At 42.0% G+C, this 23637-nt stretch carries 18 protein-coding genes and 1 pseudogene; 12 read left to right on the top strand and 7 right to left on the bottom strand.

Going from position 1 to position 23637, the window contains the following annotated elements; translation table 11 throughout:
- Positions 1-2 precede the first annotated feature (2 nt).
- A complete protein-coding gene (locus PUQ00_RS12155; protein WP_300416440.1) occupies positions 3-587 on the bottom strand; it encodes a TetR family transcriptional regulator in 585 nt (194 codons plus the stop codon).
- A 100-nt stretch (positions 588-687) separates the two neighbouring features.
- Entirely contained in the window at positions 688-1683 is a 996-nt protein-coding gene (locus PUQ00_RS12150; protein WP_300416438.1) for an aldo/keto reductase, read from the bottom strand.
- Positions 1684-1937: 254 nt separating this feature from the next.
- Here PUQ00_RS12150 and PUQ00_RS12145 point away from each other — a divergent pair, with 254 nt between their 5' ends.
- The 3 genes from PUQ00_RS12145 (at position 1938) to PUQ00_RS12135 (ending at position 4732) form a co-directional block, all read left to right on the top strand.
- A complete protein-coding gene (locus tag PUQ00_RS12145; RefSeq protein WP_300416436.1) occupies positions 1938-2105 on the top strand; it encodes a hypothetical protein in 168 nt (55 codons plus the stop codon).
- 102 nt (positions 2106-2207) lie between these two features.
- On the top strand, positions 2208-3311 hold the full coding sequence (galK, locus tag PUQ00_RS12140; protein ID WP_300416434.1) for a galactokinase: 1104 nt from the start codon (positions 2208-2210) through the stop codon (positions 3309-3311).
- A 149-nt stretch (positions 3312-3460) separates the two neighbouring features.
- Positions 3461-4732 carry an ATP-grasp domain-containing protein gene (locus PUQ00_RS12135; RefSeq protein WP_300416432.1) on the top strand — a complete coding sequence of 424 codons (1272 nt, stop codon included), beginning with the start codon at positions 3461-3463 and terminating at the stop codon, positions 4730-4732.
- A gap of 74 nt (positions 4733-4806) precedes the next feature.
- Here PUQ00_RS12135 and PUQ00_RS12130 read toward each other — a convergent pair whose 3' ends face one another.
- The gene (locus PUQ00_RS12130; RefSeq protein WP_300416430.1) at positions 4807-5871 is read right to left on the bottom strand and encodes an alpha/beta fold hydrolase; all 1065 of its coding nucleotides are present in this window, start codon (positions 5869-5871) and stop codon (positions 4807-4809) included.
- 157 nt (positions 5872-6028) lie between these two features.
- On the opposite strand from PUQ00_RS12130, the gene PUQ00_RS12125 reads away from it, so the two are divergent.
- Positions 6029-6772, top strand: a complete 744-nt coding sequence (locus PUQ00_RS12125; protein WP_292836460.1) for a response regulator transcription factor — start codon at positions 6029-6031, stop codon at positions 6770-6772.
- 59 nt (positions 6773-6831) lie between these two features.
- On the opposite strand, the gene PUQ00_RS12120 is transcribed toward PUQ00_RS12125, so the two are convergent.
- Positions 6832-7011 carry a hypothetical protein gene (locus tag PUQ00_RS12120; protein ID WP_300416427.1) on the bottom strand — a complete coding sequence of 60 codons (180 nt, stop codon included), beginning with the start codon at positions 7009-7011 and terminating at the stop codon, positions 6832-6834.
- A gap of 88 nt (positions 7012-7099) precedes the next feature.
- On the opposite strand from PUQ00_RS12120, the gene PUQ00_RS12115 reads away from it, so the two are divergent.
- Together PUQ00_RS12115 and PUQ00_RS12110 are read left to right on the top strand one after the other, a co-directional pair.
- On the top strand, positions 7100-8452 hold the full coding sequence (locus PUQ00_RS12115) for a selenium-binding family protein (RefSeq protein ID WP_300416425.1): 1353 nt from the start codon (positions 7100-7102) through the stop codon (positions 8450-8452).
- 350 nt (positions 8453-8802) lie between these two features.
- Positions 8803-8937: pseudogene (locus tag PUQ00_RS12110) on the top strand (SDR family oxidoreductase); the annotation flags it as partial.
- A 73-nt stretch (positions 8938-9010) separates the two neighbouring features.
- Here PUQ00_RS12110 and PUQ00_RS12105 read toward each other — a convergent pair.
- Complete coding sequence (locus tag PUQ00_RS12105; protein ID WP_300416423.1) at positions 9011-9802, bottom strand: SAM-dependent chlorinase/fluorinase; 792 nt, start codon at positions 9800-9802, stop codon at positions 9011-9013.
- A gap of 191 nt (positions 9803-9993) precedes the next feature.
- On the opposite strand from PUQ00_RS12105, the gene PUQ00_RS12100 reads away from it, so the two are divergent.
- The 3 genes from PUQ00_RS12100 (at position 9994) to PUQ00_RS12090 (ending at position 14106) form a co-directional block, all read left to right on the top strand.
- On the top strand, positions 9994-10902 hold the full coding sequence (locus PUQ00_RS12100; RefSeq protein WP_300416421.1) for a hypothetical protein: 909 nt from the start codon (positions 9994-9996) through the stop codon (positions 10900-10902).
- Positions 10903-10916: 14 nt separating this feature from the next.
- The gene (locus tag PUQ00_RS12095) at positions 10917-12839 is read left to right on the top strand and encodes an Hsp70 family protein (RefSeq protein ID WP_300416419.1); all 1923 of its coding nucleotides are present in this window, start codon (positions 10917-10919) and stop codon (positions 12837-12839) included.
- Between the two features lie 442 nt (positions 12840-13281).
- A complete protein-coding gene (locus PUQ00_RS12090; RefSeq protein WP_300416417.1) occupies positions 13282-14106 on the top strand; it encodes a M90 family metallopeptidase in 825 nt (274 codons plus the stop codon).
- Positions 14107-14802: 696 nt separating this feature from the next.
- Here PUQ00_RS12090 and PUQ00_RS12085 read toward each other — a convergent pair.
- Positions 14803-15471, bottom strand: coding sequence for a class I SAM-dependent methyltransferase (locus PUQ00_RS12085; protein ID WP_300416415.1), 669 nt, complete (start codon positions 15469-15471; stop codon positions 14803-14805).
- 194 nt (positions 15472-15665) lie between these two features.
- Positions 15666-17405 (bottom strand): hypothetical protein, encoded by a 1740-nt coding sequence (locus PUQ00_RS12080; protein ID WP_300416413.1) that lies wholly within the window; start codon positions 17403-17405, stop codon positions 15666-15668.
- A gap of 543 nt (positions 17406-17948) precedes the next feature.
- Between PUQ00_RS12080 and PUQ00_RS12075 the strand changes: the two genes are divergently transcribed.
- From PUQ00_RS12075 to PUQ00_RS12065, 3 genes are all read left to right on the top strand, one after another.
- Entirely contained in the window at positions 17949-19517 is a 1569-nt protein-coding gene (locus PUQ00_RS12075) for a glycosyltransferase family 39 protein (protein ID WP_300416487.1), read from the top strand.
- A 254-nt stretch (positions 19518-19771) separates the two neighbouring features.
- Positions 19772-20731, top strand: coding sequence for a ribonuclease Z (locus tag PUQ00_RS12070; RefSeq protein ID WP_300416411.1), 960 nt, complete (start codon positions 19772-19774; stop codon positions 20729-20731).
- 624 nt (positions 20732-21355) lie between these two features.
- Positions 21356-23569, top strand: a complete 2214-nt coding sequence (locus tag PUQ00_RS12065; RefSeq protein ID WP_300416409.1) for a polysaccharide biosynthesis tyrosine autokinase — start codon at positions 21356-21358, stop codon at positions 23567-23569.
- The last annotated feature ends 68 nt before the right edge of the window (positions 23570-23637 follow it).

Here is a 23637-nt window from a genome sequence, read left to right as displayed (position 1 = left end):
GCTTAACCCACCACAAGACCAGCAAGTATCAAGCGCCATACTTGGGCAAAGTCCGTGTCGATGTCTGGATCACTCCATTCGGATGCATGAGCTGGATGGTGAAACCGAACCATCGCTTGAAAGACTGCCTTCGCTGCTACCTGCGGATCTGTTACCTTAAACTCGTTACTGGAAATACCGCTCTCAACGATCGCAGCGACTTGGCTTACTAGTTCATCAATGTGAGCTTGAACTACCCCTTGCGCCTCTTGGGCGATCGCTGAATAGGTTGCAAACAACTCTGGATCATCCAGGACTTTTTGACGTTTTAGAGCGATCAGTTGCTCAAACCATCGGTGCAACCGTTCAACAGCAGAACCCGGCTCTTGAGCGATCGCCGCTAGCGGGGTGGAAACTCGATGCAGCCACCGTTCTGCTACGGCATCGCGCAGGGCAGCCTTGCTAGGAAAATGCCGATAAATCGTGCCGTGGCTCACCTCTAAAAAGCGAGCCACATCCACGACTGTTGCCTTTGCCAGACCGTAACGACGCAAAACGTCTTCCGCCGCGTCGAGAATCCGCTCCGGTGTCAAAGGTGAATCGTTCATGCTACGGGTCTTTTAACTCAATATAGTTCAGTTAAGCATTTCTTCCTTCTCTTTGCCTCCTTGGCAAACAGCTTTAGCTTTAACTAAACCCTATTGTCTTTTAACTCTTTTGATCCAGCATTGCCATTTGTCCTGCATCATAGCGATCGCCAGCCACGGCATCCAGTGGCACTGCTGCCTCAATCCGGGCGAGTTCATCCTCGGTTAAGTGCAGATCCAGCGCACCCAACGCTTCATTCAAGCGATCGCGACGCCGCGCTCCAATCAGTGGCACAATATCGTTTCCCCGCGACAGCACCCAAGCAATTGCCACTTGAGCAACCGTCGCACTCTGTTCTTGGGCAATCAGACGAAGGGCTTCGACCAACAATAAATTGCGATCCAGATTTTCTCCAGAGAAGCGGGGCAGATTTCCACGAAAGTCTTCCGCTTGCTCAGACCGTTCTTTCGACCAGTGACCACTCAATAACCCCCGTGAGAGTACTCCATAAGCGGTGATAGTAATACCCAATTCACGCACAGTCGGGAGGATGTCATTCTCAATGCCACGACTCAAAAGCGAATATTCAATCTGAAGCCAGGTGATGGGATGAATCGCATGAGCACGCCGAATTGTATCTGCACCCACTTCAGATAAACCAATCTGGCGAACATATCCAGCTTTCACCATTTCGCTAATCGCCCCAACAGTCTCTTCAATGGGTACTATCGGATCGATTCGGGCTGGCTGATAGAGGTCAATGTAATCGGTTCCCAATCGTTTCAATGTATAGGCAAGTGAAGTCTTCACGGCTTCAGGACGACCATCGAAGCCAATAAAGTCACCGTCAGGCGATCGCAGCGCCCCGAATTTGACGGCAATGAAAACATCTTCGCGCCGCCGTCCTGCTAGGGCTTCGTGTAGCAGCAGTTCATTGTGCCCCATGCCGTAAAAGTCGCCTGTATCCAGTAAGGTAACGCCTGCATCAAGTGCTGCATGAATCGTTGCAATACTTTCCTGGCGATCGGCTGGCCCATAAAAATCAGACATGCCCATACAGCCAAGCCCAAGTGCCGATATTGTTAAACCATTTTTTCCCAGTTGACGCGATAACATAGCAAATTCCCCACTCTAGTAATAAAACTATGATAACCGGACAAATGACAAAAATCAATATTTGTCATTTGATGGGGTTCTTCGGGTTTAATAAGTAATCAAGCGGACATGATGTAACTGGCAGTGGAAAAGTAGTTAGCGATGTCTGCGAGAACCTGAAGCGCGATCGCAATGCCATCGGCGAACATCACCAAGGAGGAAGCACTGGATATTTAGCGCCAGAAATCGTAGTAAATCGAACTACTACTGATACTTTGACACAAGGTGTTGCTGTTGCTTGGAATTCCAGTTTACCAGGGGCAAAGGTTGAAGATACTTTTGTGATTCTCAAGGATGGAAAGTTGAAAAATCTAACTTTTGATCAAAATTTTCCTAGTGTTGAGGTACAAGGAAGGTTACGCTCTGTACCTTTGTACAATTAAGTAATTCGTAATTAAGTTTTGTAACAGGAATTTATACCCTGCTGCACAATTTGCCGCTTATTAGAAGCGGGGGACTTAAACCCACAGAATTGGTTAAAAATTATGGATTTTCAAGAAGTATTTGGTAAACCACCTGAAACTCAAGCTAGTGCGCCAGGAAGAGTAAATTTACTAGGCGAACATACCGACTATAACGATGGCTTCGTTCTTCCAACTGCGATTCCTCAATGCACGACGGTACAGCTAGGTTTCAGTAGCGATGCCTGCGGCGGGCTACACCTACGCCAACATCACTTTTACTCGGAAAATTTCAACGAGCAAGTGAGCATTTTAGATATCAATCATCCGCCCTCTGGATTTGCCAGTTATATTTTTGGCTGTATTGAAGTTTTGCAAAAAGCAGGATACACTATACCATCACTTTGTGTCTACGTCAAATCATCGGTTCCTATGGGTTCGGGTTTGTCTAGTAGCGCAGCTTTAGAAGTGGCAACGCTTCGGGCAGTACGCCAACTTCTGAACCTTCCCATTGATGATGTTGAAGTTGCCCAATTCGCCCAGCAAGCAGAAATTCACTATGCTAACGTACAGTGCGGGATCATGGATCAGATGGCTTCTAGCTTCGCTGATACTGAGCATATTTTGTTTTTAGATACTCGTACTTTAGAACGCCGTCTGATGCCTTTGCCTGACAAAGCAGAGATTTTGGTTATTGATAGTGGTGTACCCCGTTCCCTTGCAAGTAGTAGTTATAACCAACGCCGGGCTGAGTGTCAGGAGGCGGCGCGATCGCTAGGAGTTAAGGCACTACGAGATATTACTGATGCTGAAGTAACAGAAAAACTACCCGAAACTCTACGGCGGCGTGCTCGTCATGTGGTTACAGAAAATAACCGCGTCTTGGAAGTATTGCAGGAAGTATCATCTAAGCGCTTTGGCGAATTGATGAACGCATCCCACGCCAGTTTGAGAGACGATTACGAAGTCTCCGTACCTGCACTGGATACTCTAGTAGAACTGTTGCAAAAAACTCCGGGAGTGTTTGGTGCAAGACTGACAGGTGCTGGTTTTGGCGGTGCTTGTGTAGCTTTGGTTGCGGCTGGTGAAGCCATTCGGATTACAACCCATATCCTTGAACAATACAAGCAAGCAGGTTATAGCGGACAAATTTTGGTTCCTTTTTTGGAGTTAAGTGATGCAGCCTAAAGTTACGTAATTAAGAAAGTTATATTTGATTTGGGTTTTCAAGTTTGAATGCGTATTTTTATTTTGTCCAATTGGTGTTAAAAAATCAGGAGACTTGTTTACTATCAACAACCGCATTTCCCTATAGATGGGGTTCCTGGGAGGGTTAAATGAACTCAAAATATAACTTTAAATACTTTCAAGGAAATTCTCTTTCTGATCTGTTTGCTGAAGACATCACAGAGGCATCTTATGGGTTTATCCTAAATTACCCTGCAACTGGCAGTTGGGCTGCTTATCCCAACCGGAAAAAATATTTTATCCAAGATGGCAGTAGTGAAGCCACCAAAACCTCCTTCGATAAGATTTGTCAGAAGGAACCTTGGAAAAATCTGGCTGTATTAGGCGATCGCATTCCCGCAATTGTGATTATTCCGCCACCAAAGTCGCTAATTGACTACTGGCAAGAGCATTTCGGCTTCAGCTATTCCAATAGGTCGATGATGGATGGCTCGACTTATCTGGATGACCTCAGTCAGAGCGAACATTTTGACAAACTGATCACTCTATTTCCCTTTGATCATCTAAAACCTGAAAAACACGCTGTTGATTCAGACACCCATTACCGCTTACTCAGCAAAGTAACTTTAGCCGAATTGGGAGTGCAATGTCCAAAATACAAGAGCTATAATCTGCACCAATTCAATCTCGAAGAAATTCAGTTACCACAATTCCCCTATTTAATCAAAACATCGCACGGACTCTCAGGAGAAGGCACTTATATCATCAAAAACCCCAGCGATTTGAACTATTGCCTTGAAGAAATTAGGAAATATCTTGATATTAAGTTGCTTGATACGATTATTGTCTCAGAGTTCGTCAACAAAGAGGTTCAGAATTACTGCGTACAGTTCTATGTCAACAAAACGGGAGAGATAACCCTCATCGGTACTACCACCCAACTCGTCACTCCCCAAGGCAATTATTTAGGAGGACTGATTGACTACCGCAACACTGATATGAGCAAATTCTTTGAGATGATTGCTGCCATTGGTCAGTATGCTCACAAACAGGGTTATTTTGGGGTAATTGGGTTCGATGTGCTAGAAGATCAAGACGGAGAGTTTTATGCGATCGATGCCAATTTCCGAGTCAACGGCTCAACTCCTCTGTGTTTGCAGCGTCATACATTACTGGGACTGGGAAAGGAAGTAGCTAAATATTCTAGTAGCTACCGCATGGAAGGAACGTTGGATTCAATTTTAGTGACCTTAAAACCAGAACTAGATCGCAAAGACTTGCTTATCCTGTCGGCTTTAGAGAAGGTCAAATACGGAAAAATCTACACCGAAATTTATGCGATCGCTACTGGAGAATCTATCGAAGGAATGCAGCATATCGAGCAGAAGTTACAAAATAAGGGATTACAATGGCTCCCATAAAGTAATACCAATTTTCTAAAAGAAGGTTACAGATGCTTTTCCTGTAAACCCAGATTTAAGCTGAGGAATCTTAATTAGGAATTACGCTGTTGCTCCAACCATTGTAAAATCCGATTCCATGCCCACCAAGGGTCAGAGTCTTGTCCTTGGCGTTGACACTCTTTGCTACTCAAATAGCCAACATGGCCGCCGTACTGAGTCAGTAACAAATCTATTACGGGATTGCGATCGCAGGCCGCTTGCAATTCTGGTATGATGGCTGGGTCAAAAAGTGGGTCATCAGCAGCATATAAAATCAAAGTCGGTTTCGAGATTTGCGGCAATATTTGTAAAGCACTACTAGCTTGATAATATGCTTCCACAGAAGGAAAACCTAGTCGGTTAATTACCAGTTCATTATCAAAACCCCAAATGCTGTTCGCCCGTTCAATTGCTGCTGGGTCAATGCTTCCAGGATGAGCATCATGTATTTGCCATGCCAGTTTTTTTAAATTCTGTGCAATCCCTGCTTCCAAATATCTACCGAAGGGCTTTGTAACTAGATAAGATAGCGATCGCTCAGAATCCAAACTGGGACAAATCACCATACCACCACCAATATCGCTATCTTCTAGTCCTAAATCTCCATGCTCCCTAATCACCTCAAGAGCGACCTTCACCGCCCATAGCGCCAATTGCCCTCCTAAAGAATACCCTGTAAACCAAAATTTCCCTGGACATCCCATTTTTTTAGCAGCAGCGGCGATGCGAACAAAATCTTCCCCCTCATACAGTCCATCAGAAGTTAAAGTCGGCGACAATTGGGCAGTTTTGCCGTGGGCACGCCAATCAAATAACACCACAGCGTATCCTTGAGCGTAGGCTTTACGTCCTAACACTCTCAAAAACCATTCTGTCTCTAACTCTCCAGTAATGCCATAAGTACCGATAATCGTGCTATGAGCATTTTCAGGAATAGCAACCAAGCCAAAAATTGGCACACCTTGGCCACCAATAAAGATTTTTTCGTGATAACACGGTTCTTGTAAGAGAGTAGTACTTTCCCAGTGACGTCTTCCCCATAAAGCGGTGTATACAGTCATCGTCACACCGTTTTGTAAAAACCGAGACGGATTGTAGGGGGCAGTATAACACATCATAGACTATAAGATTTCGTGTAGTTGAGTCTTGATTTCATAGTCATTTAATCTTAATATTTATGTAAGATTTAAAACCTTTTTGATAATCGATTCAAAAATCTTTGTATCTATACAAAGGTTGTTATTTATCCTTAATAAGTAGTAATAATTTTTAAGAATGCCGAGGATTCTAGTCATAGACGATGACCCAGCGATTTCAGAACTAGTTGCCGTCAACTTGGAAATGGCTGGCTACGATGTTAGTCAAGCTGAAGACGGCATCAAAGGTCAAGCGCTGGCTCTCCAGCTACAACCAGACTTGATCATGCTCGATTTGATGTTGCCCAGGGTAGATGGGTTTACTGTTTGCCAACGCCTGCGTCGCGACGATCGCACCTCTGAGATTCCCGTGTTAATGTTGACGGCTTTGAGCCAAACTCAGAACAAGGTGGAAGGCTTCAATGCTGGCGCAGATGACTACCTCACCAAACCTTTTGAAGTTGAAGAAATGCTGGCGCGGGTACGGGCACTTTTGCGGCGTACTGACCGCATTCCCCAAGCAGCAAAGCATAGTGAGATTCTCAACTATGGCTCACTAACTCTGGTTCCCGAAAGATTTGAGGCAATATGGTTCAATGAGACAGTGAAATTGACTCACTTGGAATTTGAGCTACTTCACTGCTTACTGCAACGCCACGGTCAAACTGTTTCCCCCAGCGAAATCCTCAGAGAAGTTTGGGGCTACGATCCTGACGACGACATAGAAACGATTCGAGTCCATATTCGCCACTTGAGAACCAAGCTAGAACCAGATCCCCGCCACCCCCGCTATATCAAGACAGTGTATGGTGCTGGATACTGTCTTGAGTTACCCGGTATACCTCCATCAATTGAAGGGGCTTCAGTAACAGTCGTTGAATGAAATCACCCTAAATACCCTTAAACTTTGCCATCACTTAGAAACTCTTAATTTCTTACCGTTTAATTAAGGTTATTGCTGAGATTTTCCGGTGTGTAGAGATGTTGCAATGCAACATCTCTACAAGCGTTATCGACATAGTAAGCGATCGCAGGAGCTTTTCCAGTCCAGGCATCAGATTTTCCTACGTCCATTTTGCTTTTTTTTACTTGCTGACGCACTTGAGAATGTAAGATACCCATTAGTTTGTCGTTTAAAGAATCTGCGCGGCTAAAATCTCCAGAGTGTCAAAAGTAATTGTAATTCATAGGTTATTGTAGGTGTAAAACTATGACTCATGCTTGCTGCGGCCCTGGCTACGCTTCCCCAGAAGCAGCCATCAAGGGGGAACGGGAAAAAGTACTTTATGCGATCGCTCTTTATACAGGTACGGGTATCGAACAGCCAGATTATCTGGCAACTATAGATGTTGACCCCGACTCCCCCTTCTACTCCCAAGTAATTCATCGCTTACCAGTGCCTTACATTGGCGATGAATTGCATCACTTTGGCTGGAATGCTTGTAGTTCTTGTCACGATGATGCTAGTAAAATCCGACGGTTTAGTATCATTCCTGGACTACGCTCTAGCCGCATTTATATTGTTGATGTAGCAGAGGCAAAAGCACCAAAACTGCATAAAGTTATTGAACCAGAAGAAATTAAAGCAAAGACCAATTTAACTGCACCCCACACAGTACACTGTCTTGCAGATGGACATGTAATGATTTCCATGCTGGGCGACAGTGAGGAAAATGGCCCTGGTGGCTTTTTGTTACTCGATGAGAATTTTGAGATAGCTGGACATTGGGAACACCAAGCCGATACCATGCGATTTAACTATGACTTTTGGTATCAACCGCGTCATAACGTCATGGTGAGTAGCGAGTGGGGCCCACCCAAAACCTTTTATGCTGGTTTTGACCTGAACGACGTAGCCGCTGGCAACTATGGTCATCATATACATTTCTGGGATTGGTCAACAAGGGAAATTATCCAAAGTGTTGACTTAGGAGAAGAAGGATTAATTCCCTTAGAAGTGCGCTTTCACCATAACCCCGACAGCACTCATGGATTTGTTGCAGCAGCACTTAGCAGCAATGTTTGGCATTGGCACAAGTCTAAGGGTCATTGGCAAGTCGAGAAAGTGATTGATGTGCCATCCGTAGAAGTAGAAGGCTGGCCGATTCCCGTACCATCCTTAATTACTGATATCTTAATTTCCATGAGCGATCGCTACGCTTACTTCTCCAACTGGTTGCATGGAGACATTCGCCAATATGATATCAGCGATCCTGCCCATCCTCAACTCATCGGTCAAGTTTGGTGCGGTGGTTTGCTGGGTAAAAGCGGTGAAGTTCAAGGTCATAAATTGGCTGGCGGACCACAAATGCTACAGCTGAGTTTGGATGGTAAGCGGCTTTATGTCACCAATTCCCTTTTTAGCAGTTGGGATAATCAGTTTTACCCTGACTTGTCCAAGTCTGGCTCATATTTGTTGCAGATTGACTGCGATACCGAAAACGGGGGATTAAAAATCAACGAAGATTTCTACGTTGACTTTGGTAAAGAACCAGCTGGCCCGGCTCGCGCTCATGAGATGCGCTATCCTGGCGGTGATTGCACCTCGGATATTTGGATTTAAGTTTGACATACTCACCGGGCTGAAGCCGGGCGTGATTCTTGACGCTTCACTGACTGACCGAGGCAATTTTAGATTTTAGATTTTGGATTTTGGATTAAATCTAAATCTAGAATCTAAAAAAGGTTGCAAGCCTCTCCGTTTACGGAGATTAAAATCAAAAAAATCATTATTGCAAGCCTCTTCTTTATAAGGAGAGGTCAATCCTAAAGACGCTCGCGGACTCGCTAACGCTGCGCTATCGTAAATCCAAAATCCAAAATTGAGTGACGCTACCAAACAGAGTCTTACTCTGTCTGTGCGTCCGTTTAAAGTCGTGGTAATGCCCTATCCCGACTTTGTTTATATTCTTTGCTGCATTCATTCCCTTGGGGCGCGTGGGAACATCAGATGAAGTGGCAAAAGCTGTCGTGTTCCTGGCTTCGGACGACAGCAGTTATATTACTAGTATCGAATTGTTCGTCGATGGCGGTGTGGCACAAATCTAATCGCTTTTGGTCAGGGTAACTCGATAAAGCCAGCACGCACTCAGCCACGGTAATAGAAGCCAACTACCCGATTTTAGGCAATTCGAGTCACTTGCTGATTCACACGGGGACGGCCAAAGCGCTCCCAAGCACTCCCTCCTCGCAGAAATAGCTCTAGGAAGCGCAATGGTTCTCCGGAATCGCCTCTTGACCAACCGGAACTACCAGGAGCAAAGGCCAAAGTTCCTTCAGATACCTTGAAGCTGCCATCAGAATACACTGCATCACTGACCACATCTCCAATTCGGATCACGATCTTGGTTTGAGGCTCCAAATTGAGTGTATGCGCCCCAATAGTTGTTTTGATGTTGCCGTAGCCATCAATCCAGGCAATTCGATCTGGTGGAACATCTGGGATTTGCTCACGAGAAAGGCTATCTCCCAGAAGGCTAAAATCTTCACCCATAATCGCCCCCGCCGCCGGAGGAAACACATCCCGTGAGCGAAACTGCGATCCACCACGAGAAACGTTGACCACTCGCAACTCCTTTGTATAGTCTTTGATAAAGGAAAGGGTGTAGCCCGCATTCACACCCACTACTTTTACACCATTGGATAAAAGAGCATAAGTTAGTCCTTCACCTTCATTATCCCGACGGGCTTCGGGATCATCCTGACGAGGTGCACAGTTATGATAAATTAAGCGATCGCTAGGGCCTGGGTTGAGTCCCAGTTGGGCAATCCAAAATCCTGTAGCCAAGGTACTAAATGCTGGAACCGAAAGCAAATGAATTTGGGCATCGGGAAAAGCCATCAGCAGACGTTGTGTGACTTCAGTAAATGCCGGATCTCCTGTACCGTAGTCTGCAATGACGCAGATAAACATTCGGCTCCTCCTTTTGATGGGTAGTAATTTGCAATCAACCTAATTCATAATTAAATCCCCGATGTCACACAATTATGAATTATCAATTAGGAATTATCAATTATTCAGTCATCATGTGATTACAGGGTGAAATCAGCAGACAACTGCTCATTTCACTCCTAATTAATAACGTTAAAGTCTTAGTCAACGCAATGAAAACAATCACTTCACTTTTTACCGAAGAACGCAACCAACTCCAGATAGATATTGATAATACAACCAGTATTGAGCAGATAGTTAAGCTGGTTCAAAACCGACTCGATCATCTCGAAAGAATTTACATTGAAAAGCTTAATCTGGCTCAAGTTCGTCTGGCTTCCTTTTTCCTGGATACGCTGCGGCAATCCATCGCAACTCTTGCTGCGGCTAACTATTCTCAAGTGGCTCCAACAGAGCAAAGGCAAATTACTAACGCAGCGACAAAGTTTTTTCCCAACATTTTAATCCTGAAACTGCTACAAGGACTAATTTCTATAGGCATCTTAGGTTCGTTGTTCTCCTTAACTAAAACAACTCCAGGTGCATGGATGGCTATCTTATTAACCGCTCTACTTCTAGGACTAGAAGTTGTGCTTCAACTCGACTCAAACAACCAGCAAAATAATTCTATATCTCAAGAGGTATTTGAATTACCTCAACCGATTCTCCGGGTTGATAGCAAAGTATTTTTAGCTCACCTTGCCGATGCTCTCAACACTATTGACCTAGCAGTAGCTAGAGTAGAAGAATCGAATAAAGATGAAAATGACCTAGCAATAGAAGAACTGCCAGAGTTATTGAATTTTCTGCAAAGGCTAATGGGCGCATCAAAACTTGATAAACCCCAAATGGCTCATGAACTGGCAAAACTTCTGCCACAGATTTTAATGTCTCAGGGAATTAACGCTCAAATTTATCGACAAAATGACCCTCACAGCGATCGCGAGTATTTTGACTTTGAGCCAAGTATCGACCCCGATACCAAAGATCACGTAACTATAACTCCGGCTTTGTTGAAAGGCGATCGCTTAATTAGGCGCGGTCGGGTAATTGAGCCAGCATATTCTTCTTCTAGAGAATAATAGACAATAAGGGTATGGAAATTTTAGAAACAATCGGTTTTGATTTGGGACACGGTGAAACGGCTGTAGCGAAAGCGATAGTGGAAAGTATCGAACCCCCCCAGATGCTGGAGGTTAATAACAAGAAGAACCAAATTACAGCTCTTGGTTGGCATCCCAAACTCGGTTATCTTGTCGGAGAACAAGCATTAATTCAAGCTGGCGTTACCCAACTGACAATCTCTTTCAAGCAAAAACCAAACAACGATCCCAAATATCGGGAAACAATTAGTACTTTTGTGGCAACCTACTACCGCCTTTTGAAAGAAAGCGGACAACTTGAAGGTGGGGAAGGTAACTATTTTTACATTGGTTGCCCTTCAGGATGGTCAGTTAGCGATCGCTCAGAATACCAAAAGATACTTCAAGAAGCTGGCATTCCCCGACTAAATGTTGTACCCGAATCGCGGGCTGCTTTCATGCAAGCCAAGGAAGCCGGGAAGCTGGAGTATGACAAACTTTTGGCATCGGTGCTAATTGTCGATATTGGTTCTTCAACCACAGATTTTACTTTGGTTAAGAGCTTAGAAGAAATCCCGATAGATTTTGGGAGTAATACTTTGGGAGCATCCCTAATTGACAAGGCAATTTTTGCCCGTACTCTCGCCAACCACGAGCAAAAAACATTACTCGAAAAAGTATTTCAGGAATATCCGCATCACCAAGCTCGTTGTGAACTTGCTTGCCGCAAAGCTAAAGAAGATTACTTTTCTAATGAACAGCTATACAGCGATCCTGAATCCTTTGCGCGTGGCTTCGAGTCTATCAATGAACAGATTTATTTTATTCCCCAAGTCAATAAATTGCTCATGGAGGAAATCTTAAACCAACCCTTGCCTGAGCTGGCGCTTCATAGTTGGATGCGATCGTTTCACGACTCTTTAAAGGAGGCGAAAGAAAAGCTGGAAAAACTTGGAATCGTGCCGAAACTTGTGCTGATGACTGGCGGTGCATCTCGGATGAAATTTACGCACTTTCTTTGTCAGGAAATGTTTCCCGAACCAGAAACGCTGCTTCGCCCTGATCCGGAACCGGAACGGTGCATTGCAATGGGTTTGGCACGAGTAGGACGATGGGATCTGCGTGCAACTGCTTTTAAAGAAGAAGTCAACAAACTGTTTACCTCAAATCAGCTTAAAAGTTTGATTGAGCGGTATATCCCGGAATTAATCGAATCACTAACTAAGCCTTTGACAGACGGCTTGATTTTCAACGCAGTTAAACCAGGTTTAAAAGATTGGCAAAAAAACAAAATACGGACTTTAGCAGATTTGGAAACATCTTTAATCAGTCGGGCAGAACAGTGGCTCAAAAGCGATCGCGCTGTGCAGATAATTAATTATCAATGCGCTTCTTGGTTTAGCAATAAAATCCAACCCGATTTAGCCGCACAAACCGATCCAATATGTCGAAAGTTTCAGATCCCTAGAAGCAGCTTAAGGTTCGAGGATAGCATTGACCCAAATTTTGTTAACCCAGAGCTACGAATTGGAGATGCGATCATTGCTGAGACAGTGGCGTTTATCGTCAATGTAATAATTGGTGGAGGCACTGTGGCTAGCATCATCACTCTAATATTAACTGGACATTTAACTTGGCCTATTGCATTAGTATATGGGGCTTCGGTTATGGCAGCAGGAATGGAACTAAATCGCAAGAGTGTTCAAGAAGTAATCAAGACAAATGTCGATGTACCTAGTTGGATTCGTTCTAGTTTTTTGAGCGATAAAAAAATTGAGGATATGTGTGAGCAAATAAAACCTGAGTTAGAGAAAGTTCTTCAAGAACAACTAACAGCGAATCAAGAGGCTTTTGATAAAATGATTAGTAAAGTTGAGCAAGGGCTTCAAAAAACCCTTTCCACCAAGGTTGAATCTTGCATAATTCTGATTCAATAGCGGTGATGTGCGCCACTAAATATAGTAGTTATCAGGTGCATGAAGTACATATCAAAACCTTACCCTAACCCAATACAGTTCAGTTAAGAAATTTATTTATTCTCTCTCTCTCTCTCTTTCTTTTCTCTTTTCTCTCTTCTCTCTTCTCTCTGTGTCGCGCCAGTTGCTACAACGGGGGGAACCCCCCTTCGGGTTCACCAGTCGCCTACGGCGGGAAACCCGCCTACAGCGCTGGATTCACCGCAACGCACTGGCTTCTCTGCGCCTCTGCGGTTCGTAAAGAAAATGATTTTCACAAAGAGCGCTAGCCTTAACTAAACCGTGTTGCACCCCAACCCCTCTCCTTACTAAAGAGAGGGAGCAAGAATCTTGTTTCTCATCTGGTATATTTACACTCATTGAGATGCGCCCCAAATTAAATATGTAAACTGCTCAAAAGTCAATGATTAAAACAATAATTTTCTTTCTGATCATTGGGCTGATTATCACTGGGATTTTAGTCAATCCCATTCTAGTCAAAAGGCGAAGAAACCGTCTGAAACATCGTCCTTTTCCTCCACTTTGGAATGCCATTATTGAGAATAATCTTCCCATTTATCCCTGTCTTTCTCCCGATGAACTCAGACGACTTCAGGGACATATTCAAGTATTCTTAGCAGAAAAGCAATTTATTGGCTGTAGAGGATTACAGGTGACAGAGGAAATGAAACTGACCCTTGCTGCTGTCGCCTGTTTACTCCTACTAAATGAACGTGGGCAGTACTTCCCCAGACTTCGTTCAATTCTGGTCTATCCCAATGCTTATTTTGTTCAGGAAACGACTTCCATCGGAAATTATGTTGTTGAAGAAAGGCGTGTGGCAAGACTGGGTGAATCGTGGACAAATGACCAATTAGTAGTGTCTTGGGAACAGGTGAAACAAGACACTACTAATTGGAGGGATGGACGTAACGTTGTGCTTCATGAATTCGCCCATCAGTTGGATCAAGAAGATGGTAAAGCTGAAGGAGTTCCTATACTGCAACGGAACTCAGACTATCCTATTTGGGCGAAGGTGATGACAGAAGCATATCAGCAACTTTGTAATGATATCCTACAAGGCGTAAAGACGGTAATGGATAGCTATGGGGCAACTAATCCCGTAGAATTTTTTGCCGTAGCGACTGAGACATTCTTTGAGAAACCGCACCAATTGTTGTCCAAGCATCCGGCACTTTATGAGCAACTTCAACGTTACTATCAATTAGATCCTGTGCAATGGGCTTAAACTACGACCATCAGCTACCAGATATAACCTCAGCTTCAGATTGCATGAGTCGGAATAGTAAAAAGAAATTTAAGACAGGAGTTAAATGGTTAGCCTGGTCAGGAGTTTTGGCTTCGGTTAGCGCCGGGGGCTGGCTAGTTTAGCGCTGGTTTTCTCCCGGCTCTGCGTGCTAGTCAGCTAAATCCAGTTACAGCTTTGCGTAGCACGTAGTGTTTGCCGCACGTGAATTATCCCACCTGATTTTAAAATTCAGGTGGGGTAGTTCATTTACTCAAAAGATTTGGGCAGCAAAGCTGTCTCTAATTGCATCCTACTTGCTACCTATGAATACTTCAAGGTTCCATCAATATTGTCGATTCCTCGAATCGGAATTGATGTTGGGTTGTATGTGCCATTTATTCTACGACAACTTGCTAATAGGATGGCTCCAGAAACACGCAAAACCTACACTTGACGCTTCAAAAATGTTTAACACACTTGTAGCGGATTTGCAACCCCAGAACCAAAAAAACCAGCAGCTTCTTAACAACCAGAGGCGATCGCTCTTAACCTTCAACTTCTAGTTCTGATTTCATTAGCCAATAATTCATTTAAATAAATTATGTATATGCAAATAACAAGGGTCTTTAACAAGGGGATTTTGCCCCTTGTCTTTGAGATGGTAGCTGGATTTACGCGCCCGATGTGCCAGTGAATTTAATTGCGGTAAGCTATAACGGCATAAAACGGGTCTCCTCCAGCTGCACCCAACCACTGCAAGAAATTTGGTAATGTTGACTTATTAGCTATAACTTCTGCGGTTGTAAATCCTGGAACTGAGGCGAAGTAGGCTTTGACTAATTCCACTCGTTCTGCTTCTGAAGCCTCTCGCCAAGCTTGAATTGCCTTTTCAAAAAACATCCGGTTAGAAAAGCTGATAATTGCCACACCACCGGGTTTCAGGATGCGGTAAATTTCGGAAAATACTGCTTCTGGATATTGCACATACTGCACAGATACGCAATTGAGAACAGCATCAAAATCTTCATCTGGTAAAGGTATCTGCGGATTTTCGTTAAGATTTTGGACAAAGTAATGATTTAAACGGGGATTTCGTGCTAGTTCCTGGGCGTTAAGTCCGTGTCCTTCCACATGAGAAAACTGCATCTCTTCTGGCAGATGAGATACCCAGCTGCTCATCATATCAAAAATGCGGGTGTCTTGTCCTGAGCGTAGCTGAAGTATGGGTTTCAGGCGATCGCGATATAAATCCGTTAGCTGTTGAATAAATCCTTCATCGACATGGGTGACAAAGCGGGGAGAGGTATAGAATAGCTTATCGTCTGTGTCGTCTAATTTCAGGCGTTGATTCGGTCTTAACTGCATAAATCTCTGTTTTGGAGAACTTTTTCGGAAAATTGCGGCAATTTCAGGTATTTTTTCACAATCACGATGTAATATATTTGGTTCTTCAATACTAACTATAATTACTACTGAAGAACCTTTTTTTTGTTAAGTCAAGTAGTTCAGCAGCATTGCTATTTAAATCAGATAGCTTTGATTATAATTGGGCATTGTCTTCAAGTCTTGGTTACGACCTTGATACATTCTGTTTTGAGAAGGACTAAATTATCAGTCTCCAAAACTGCACAAGAGTTAATTAATGTCGCTAACACAGGTAGAGCCTTATGTAACTTTGCGTTTGCTTGTTGTGCTGCTGGCTGATATTGTTGTAGCCAAGTGTTTTTAGTTATATATTCTGGAATGAATGCAGAACGTTCTAATAGCCAAAAAGTTACGTGGTATTTTTGGATAAAGTCTTTAATCTGGTTAATATCTTCAGTATATTGGGCATTAATAAGGTCAACCATCCTTTGACGAAATTGAGCGTAATATTTTGTCTGGATCGGTAAAGCATATTCTTTACCTACCAAAATTGTTCTTTGAGCAAAGATAGGTATGTTATTTGCTTCTTCAGAAGTACAGGCTATGACAATATTTTGCGGTTGCTTTTGCAAAAAACTATATAATGTTGGGACTTTACCCTCTACATAGGAGGTTTTGGGAAAAACTTTTAAGCTGAAGCTGCTAGGGTACAAAATGAGTCCTGTACCAAGGATCATAATAGTCCCCAGGATTAAAATTTGTCTCCCATTTTGTCTCGACCATCGAAATGTAGCATCTAAAATCAAGGTAATAGAGATTGCTGCTGCAAGAGCAAGTACCATCTTAAAAGTATGATGGGTATAACGACTAGGCCAGTGCAGTTGAAAAGCTAAGGCATGGGCAATAAAAAACATTATTAAACTAGCTACTACTACCTGTAGTAATAGTTTTACTTCATCCTTTAGCTGCTTGGTTAGGAGAAAGTGAGACTGAAATTTCAGGATAATTGGTAATAATAAACCTAATAATAGTTGAGGAGGTGAAATTAAAGCAAGAAAACCGCTATCTCTACCAAAAAGCCAATAATTAATAATATTATGACTAAAATAGCTGACTCTTCCTCCATGCCAGTAGTCCGGCATAGTTCTCGCCACGGCAGCAGTAATTGCCGGGCCAAATTTTGATGATTGAATAGCATAAGGTAAAATTACAATACCAACAATCATCATAGCTGCTGCAAATAAAATAAAATCTTTGCGGTTCTGAGAAATAGTTATTTGCCCATTCTGCCAGTGAAATAATCTCAGAGCTAAAATTAATAAATCGACAAAATTTATTAAAGGGTATATTAAACATTGGAGTGCAAGTACAATGTTTAATATACCTAAACAAAAAGACCGGATTAAATAATATATAAAAGCTAAAAACAAAGGATAAATAAAATCTCTCGGAGTAGCCGAAAATAGGTCATCATGCATACAAAGACTTTGATTTAAAAGTAAAGATGCGATAAACCCCACCATTGGTACTGGTAATATCTCTATACAGACTAGAAAGCAATAGCTAGTTGTAATGAGTCCCAGTACTATTGGAAAAATTTTGCTAAATAAAATTAGATCGATATCTAAAGCCGCAATGATTTTATAAAGAAGACCATATCCAATTGGCGTCACCGACTGAAAATAATCAGCGATTAAATCCCCAGGAAATAAATCTGGGTTAAGGTAACGATACATCCAAGAGATATATTCTCGTGCGTCGTCACTGATTATATATTTACTGCTGAACGCTTGTCGCAGCCCCATAAGAATATAACCAAAAGCAAAAATTATACTTAGACTGTACCAAAATATGATACTCAATCTAGATTGATTTTGTCTATTTTTTTGAGTAATAGGTGTTGTTAAAAGTTTTTGTAATTTTGGAATTAGCATTGTGCCCGTCTATGTCTGAATAAATCGTGTTAATTAGTAAAATCAAAAGCTTTCTTGAATTTTTCTGATTGTATAATCTTCAAGTAGTAAACGCCATTTATAAACTCAAGAATTTTAGCAGCACTATGTTTTATACTCAGAACAAAAGGTAATCAAAGCCTAACTATCTGGGTTAAAAGAATGGGGTGTTCCTTGCCAGTGTAAGATTTCAGCTAAGTAGGGGAGTGGGAAAATTTATAACTATGTCATTGCGAGCGTAGCAAAGCGAAGTCAAGCAATCACAAGGGTTTAGAGCATTTTAGATTTAGTTACATAGTTAGGTTTATTTGAGCCAACTTACTTATAACTTGTGCAAAGTGCTGGGTTTTGAGTAAAAATAAAATTATTTTTTATTTTTTCATTTTTTGTAGGTTTTGTAATCAGTCATAAGTTGATATTATATAATTATTAGCTTGTGCTATTTGTTTATACTTAGATTCTGGTTCACGATCGCCCTTAAGAAAAACTTTGCGATTTACTTATTTTACTTTGTTAATTTGGATACTGCCCTTGTTACTATTTAATTCTGGGCACAATAGTCTGATAGCACATGATGAAGGGCTTTACGCTTCGCGTGCACGTCTGATGTTTGATTCTGGTAATTGGATAGCTCCTTGGGAAAAGGCACATCATAAAACTCCTGGGCCTTATTGGTTAATTGCCAGTTTCTACAAGCTGTTTGGTATCAGTGATACTAGTGCGCGTCTTCCTAGTATGATTGCTGGCATTTTTAGCTTCTGGCTAGTGTATGAAATCGGCAAAATTATGCTAGGCAAAAAATTAGCTTGGCTAGCTACTGCAATTTTAAGTGTGGAATTTCTCTGGCTGCAATACTGTCGCTTAAGCTCACCTGATGTGCCAATGATTTTTTTGGTGCTTTTAGCTATTTGGTCTTTAATAAAAACGGAATTACATCCTAAATATCGCTATTTTTGGAGTTTTATAGCTGGGTTAAGTTTAGGTTTGGGTTTCTTAATCAGAAGCTTTATGATTTTTTTGCCAATTATAGCTTTATTGCCTTATTTAATTTGGGAACATCGCCGTCATCGTCATCTTACTAACCCAATTTTATATTTAGGCTTTTTTGTCGGTTTAATACCTACCTGTGTTTGGCTATGGTTCAGCTGGCTGCACTACGGAAATCAGAGTTTTGAGGAGTTATTTAAGTTTGTTATGCGGCTAGGTTCTGAGGCTCAGGATAATAATGGGCCACTATTCTATGTATGGAATATTCCTTTAAAAGCATTTCCTTGGGCTTTTTTCGGACTTTTAGGTTTATTTTTAACTCTCCACCGTCCTATTCCTCGTTACCATTTGATATTAGTTGGATTTCCACTTGTCCTATTTGTAGAACTTAGTATTTTTACCACTCGTTTACCTCACTATAGTCTTTGCCTTTATCCGTTTATCGCTTGGTTTGCATCTGTGGGTTTAAACTGGCTAGGCAATATTTATCAAATAGCAATTCCCCCACAATTACCTCTTCAAAAAAATAAAAAAAATATATTAACCCTTTTTGCAAGGAAGAATCTTCCTCGAAATCTGAGTTATGGCTTTGGTGGGTTAGGTGTTTTACTTGTAATAGCGAGTATTGGCGTTCTTAGTTGGGGTGATTCTGACATCCGCAAGTATGCAATTATTGGCTTGGCTATGGGCTTGGGTTGGTTAATCTTGCCTGTGGTGTGGATTAGTCGTTACCACTTTGGCAAAAAGTTTCTCACAGCTCGTTACTGGATTGCAGGTTGGTTAATTCCCTGCTGGCTGGCTTTGGCGACGATGGGTAGCATGGGTCTGTTAAGTGACTATAACCCTGTTTTGAGAACTTTTTTACAACAAAGTGCGATCGCCTCAATTATCCAAACTCATCCGATCTACTTTGTGGAAATAGACGCTAAAACCAAAGTGCTGCTGAATTTTTATTTTTCTACTCGTCCCCAACCAGTAGTCTCTATTTCCCAACTACCCGCTTTGAGCTATGTTTTTATCTATACTGACCAGTCTTATAAATTATCTAGACCTTACCGCATTATTGGTACAGAAAAAGAGTACCAGTTGATTCAAATCCTTCCCTAAGCTCGACTTTATCGATTTTTTGGCAACGCTCAAGTTGACGCTGAAACCTTTGTGGGGGGGTAGTTTTACTTTTTAGATTTCAACGATAATCTGTGACTTAGAAAAAGTACTGTCTTAGACACCACTTTCCAACTAATGCTTGTTGGGTGTTGGGTTCAAAAAGGCGACTTCCTCTTAAAAGTATTTTACTCATGAACCGTGTCACTATAGAAAATACAGCTGCAAATTGAGCAATAGGAAGATTAAAGAACACTGTGCAGATAACATTCTTAGGGACGAGTTCCGGTGTACCCACGCGATCGCGCAATGTTTCCAGTGTCGCTCTGAGATTACCCCAAAGGGCAGAACTGTGGTTATTCGACTGTGGCGAAGGTACTCAGCATCAAATTATACGGAGTGAACTGAAAATCAGTCAACTCTCCCGAATTTTTATCACTCATATGCATGGCGACCACATCTTTGGCTTGATGGGACTTCTTGCTACCTGCGGCTTGGCTGGCAATGTACAACGAATTGATATATATGGCCCACCAGGATTAAATGATTACATTCAAGCCGCCTCACGTTACTCTTACACACACTTTTCTTACCCGATCAAAGTTCACGCCATCCGTCCAGGGGTAATTTATGAAGACGATGACTTCACCGTTAGCTGCGGTAATTTGTATCACCGCATTACAGCTTTCGGCTACCGCGTAGCCGAAAAAGACCGCTCAGGACGCTTTGATGTGGAAAAAGCCAAGGCGTTACAAATTCCTCCTGGTCAGATTTACGGTCAACTCAAGCGCGGTGAAACTGTTACCCTTGCCGACGGACGGGTGATTGATGGCACTCAATTATGTGGCCCTACAGAAATTGGCCGAAAGATTGCCTATTGTACAGACACAATTTATTGTGATGGTGCAGTGGAATTAGCTCATGATGCAGATGTGTTAATTCACGAAGCAACCTACGCCCATCAAGATGCAGATATGGCTTTTCAGCGATTGCATTCCACAACCACAATGGCAGCGCAAACAGCTTTAGCTGCTGGGGCACATCGGCTGATTATGAGTCATTTTAGTCCCCGCTATGCTCCTGGAAATACCTTGGAGTTAAAGGATCTCCTCAAGGAAGCCCGTGCTATTTTTCCCCGTACTGATATGGCTTACGATTTCATGATTCATGAAGTACCCAGGCGACGGGAAGTAGAGTTAACTAAGGTAGGCGTTTAAATTTTGGACTTTCCTGCGGAACGCTACGCGTAGCTTGCTTCTCCAAAGGAGTACGGCTACGCTCAGTCGAACGATTTTAGATTTTAAATTGAACCCCTTCTAATCTAAAATTAACCTGCCTCTGTCTTGGAGTTTAGTAGCCCAATTTATAACATCCAGCAAATAGATAGCAGTTTAGTTTTACGAGTAAGTCAACTAGTTAACCAAGAATTTACGGTTAACTAAATGTATCAATGATGTATAAGTACTATGATTTATATATTTATGTCAATATTTTTTTTAGATTATAAGTTATCAAAATAACTTTAATATCTAAGTATGTTGTGACTCAAAGAATTTTTTACTTAAATTCTGAGGAAAATAATTAATTTTTCGTCAAGATTTTTCTTGCTGAAATAAAATATTTATTGAAAATTTATTCTTCCAACACTGATTAAGAATTTATATGCCTGAATTGATGAACATGAAAGCACCACTTGGCATAATATTGTGCCAAGTGAGCTTGTCATCGTTGGAAGAATAATCAAGTATATTGTTGCGGCTATTAGGTGTAAAAAAATCATTTCACATTTCTCATAAATCTTCCAAATAAATATAGTGTTTCGATATTAGAGGAGTTTGATAGTGGCTAAGACTAGTCTGAATCAAGAGCAACAGGTTACTACTTCAGCACAAGGCGGAGTTGACATCAGACAACTATCTACTATTTTGTTTCGCCGACGCTTTCTAATCTTGGGGGTTTCCTGTCTAGTTATGTCGGCTGCTAGCCTGTTGGCTGTCATTGCCAAACCTACTTACCAGAGCAATATGCAGATATTGGTGAGTTCTAATTTATCTCAAGGGGCACAGTCAAATAATATCCCAGTTGGGGCAGATACTCAGGTTACTAATTCCAATTCTCAAGTTTTTGATTCCACTACTCAGATGAAACTCATGCTGAGTTCTAAGCTACTCCAGAAAGCCGTAGCTCTACTTCATTCTGATTATTCTGATATTACCTTAGAAGATATCAATAGTCAAACAGAAAAGAACAAAAAAGCATCTTTAGAAGTGACTCCAGAAGAGGGAGGCATAGGAGCTAATAAAGTTTTTAGTCAAGTATTTAAAGTTTCCTTCAATAATGACGATCCAGTTAAAGCACAAAGAGTACTTCAAGCTCTACAGAAAGTCTATCAAAACTACAACAAAGAACAACAACAAGAACGTCTGAATCAGGGACTGGCTTTTGTAAATGCTCGCCTACCTGAGATAAAAAAAGAGGTGAGTAAAGCTGAGAAAAATTTAGAACAGTTTCGTAAGAAACATAAATTACTCGATCCCGAAGTCCAAAGTAAAATCCTGCTAGAATCTCTAGCCGATATTCAACAACAGCTACAAAGCACTCGTGCCAACCTTCAAGATGCAAACGCTCGCTACGATAATCTAGAGCAACAAATAGCATCCTCTTCCCAACAGAATGAACTAATTTCTTCTCGTTTAAATCAGTCAAGCCGCTACCAAGTACTATTGAGTGAAATTCAAAAGACTGAACTAGCTTTGGCTAAGGAACGGCTGCGTTATACAGACGATTACCCATCGGTAGAAAAGCTAAAGCAGCAACGCCAAAGTCAATTGTCGCTATTACGAGAAGAGGTAAAAGCTATTACTAATAGCAATAAGGGAGAACCGCTCTTCAAAGGGCAAATGGTAGGGGTTGAGCCAACGCTATTAGACGAGTTTATTCTGGTGCAAACAACTGTCTTAGGACTAACTGCCAATGAAAAAAATCTAGCCGAGTCAGAACAGCGACTACGCTCTGAAGTAAATAAATACCCAAGTTTAATAGCAGAGTATAACCGTCTGCTACCAAAGGTAGAAAGTAGTCGCAAAACCCTTGAACAACTACTTCAGGCGCAACAGTCCTTGGGACTGAAAATTGCTCAGGAAGGATATAACTGGCAAGTTTTGGCAGAACCGGCTTTGGGTACTTATATGGGGAGCAACAGATTATTACTTTTGGTTGGGGGAGCGGTAATTGGGCCGATTTTAGGTATCTTAGCAGCCCTGATTTTGGAAAAGTTTAATGACGCTATTTATTGTGCGGCAGATTTAAAGAAACTGACGAACTTACGTGTACTAGGGTCAGTACCAAAACTACTGTTGCATGATGTGAAAAAGCGGCGGCTGGAACTGCCTTGGAATGGGGGGCGAAGCTCAAATTCTTCTGTAATGGAAGCCAATACTAGATTACCCGTCCATGAAACCCTGGACATGATCTATCAAAATATTCAAATATTAAAATATCCCTTACCCTTAAAGTCGCTGATGTTGACTTCAGCACTACCAAAAGAAGGAAAGACAACCTTAGTATTAGGGCTTGTGGCTAGCGCTACCCGGATGCATCGACGGGTATTAGTTATTGATGCTAATTTGCAGAATCCTAGCCTGCACAAAATCTTGGAACTATCCAATGACTGGGGACTATCTCTATTATTAGTTGATGAGACAACTACTCATTTTCAAGATTACATCCAGCCCATTCACCCCTCTATTGATATTTTGACTGCTGGGCCGCAAGCAGAAGACACGGTGAAGTTGCTCAGTTCTCAACGGATGAAAGAACTAATAGAGTTGTTTGAGCAAAGTTATGACCTAGTATTGATAGATTCTCCACCTATTTTAGGCACGGTTGATGCCAGGATTGTGGCATCTTTTTGTAATGGTATTGTAATGGTAGAGCGCATGGGTAAAGTGACTCGAACTGAACTGACCCAAGCTACAGAAATTTTGAGTAAGTTGAATTTAATTGGAATTATCGCTAATGAAGTGAGTAATTCTCAAAAGGTATTGGCATCGTAGACTGAAGAAGTCGGGGGCATTGGGCATTGGGCATTGGGCATTGGGCATTGGGCATTGGGCATTGGGCA

Origin of the sequence: Nostoc sp. S13, from assembly GCF_029379315.1 — a bacterium.
GTDB lineage: Bacteria > Cyanobacteriota > Cyanobacteriia > Cyanobacteriales > Nostocaceae > Nostoc.
Note: the sequence above shows the minus strand (reverse complement) of the source record. Positions and strands in the feature narration are given on the sequence as shown.

Excerpts from the sequence above, each read along its gene's own strand:
- PUQ00_RS12155 (WP_300416440.1), bottom strand. The coding sequence starts at position 587 with ATGAACGATTCACCTTTGACACCGGAGCGGATTCTCGACGCGGCGGAA.
- PUQ00_RS12150 (WP_300416438.1), bottom strand. The coding sequence starts at position 1,683 with ATGTTATCGCGTCAACTGGGAAAAAATGGTTTAACAATATCGGCACTT.
- galK (WP_300416434.1), top strand. The coding sequence starts at position 2,208 with ATGGATTTTCAAGAAGTATTTGGTAAACCACCTGAAACTCAAGCTAGT.
- PUQ00_RS12135 (WP_300416432.1), top strand. The coding sequence starts at position 3,461 with ATGAACTCAAAATATAACTTTAAATACTTTCAAGGAAATTCTCTTTCT.
- PUQ00_RS12130 (WP_300416430.1), bottom strand. The coding sequence starts at position 5,871 with ATGATGTGTTATACTGCCCCCTACAATCCGTCTCGGTTTTTACAAAAC.
- PUQ00_RS12125 (WP_292836460.1), top strand. The coding sequence starts at position 6,029 with ATGCCGAGGATTCTAGTCATAGACGATGACCCAGCGATTTCAGAACTA.
- PUQ00_RS12120 (WP_300416427.1), bottom strand. The coding sequence starts at position 7,011 with ATGGGTATCTTACATTCTCAAGTGCGTCAGCAAGTAAAAAAAAGCAAA.
- PUQ00_RS12115 (WP_300416425.1), top strand. The coding sequence starts at position 7,100 with ATGACTCATGCTTGCTGCGGCCCTGGCTACGCTTCCCCAGAAGCAGCC.
- PUQ00_RS12105 (WP_300416423.1), bottom strand. The coding sequence starts at position 9,802 with ATGTTTATCTGCGTCATTGCAGACTACGGTACAGGAGATCCGGCATTT.
- PUQ00_RS12100 (WP_300416421.1), top strand. The coding sequence starts at position 9,994 with ATGAAAACAATCACTTCACTTTTTACCGAAGAACGCAACCAACTCCAG.
- PUQ00_RS12095 (WP_300416419.1), top strand. The coding sequence starts at position 10,917 with ATGGAAATTTTAGAAACAATCGGTTTTGATTTGGGACACGGTGAAACG.
- PUQ00_RS12090 (WP_300416417.1), top strand. The coding sequence starts at position 13,282 with ATGATTAAAACAATAATTTTCTTTCTGATCATTGGGCTGATTATCACT.
- PUQ00_RS12085 (WP_300416415.1), bottom strand. The coding sequence starts at position 15,471 with ATGCAGTTAAGACCGAATCAACGCCTGAAATTAGACGACACAGACGAT.
- PUQ00_RS12080 (WP_300416413.1), bottom strand. The coding sequence starts at position 17,405 with ATGCTAATTCCAAAATTACAAAAACTTTTAACAACACCTATTACTCAA.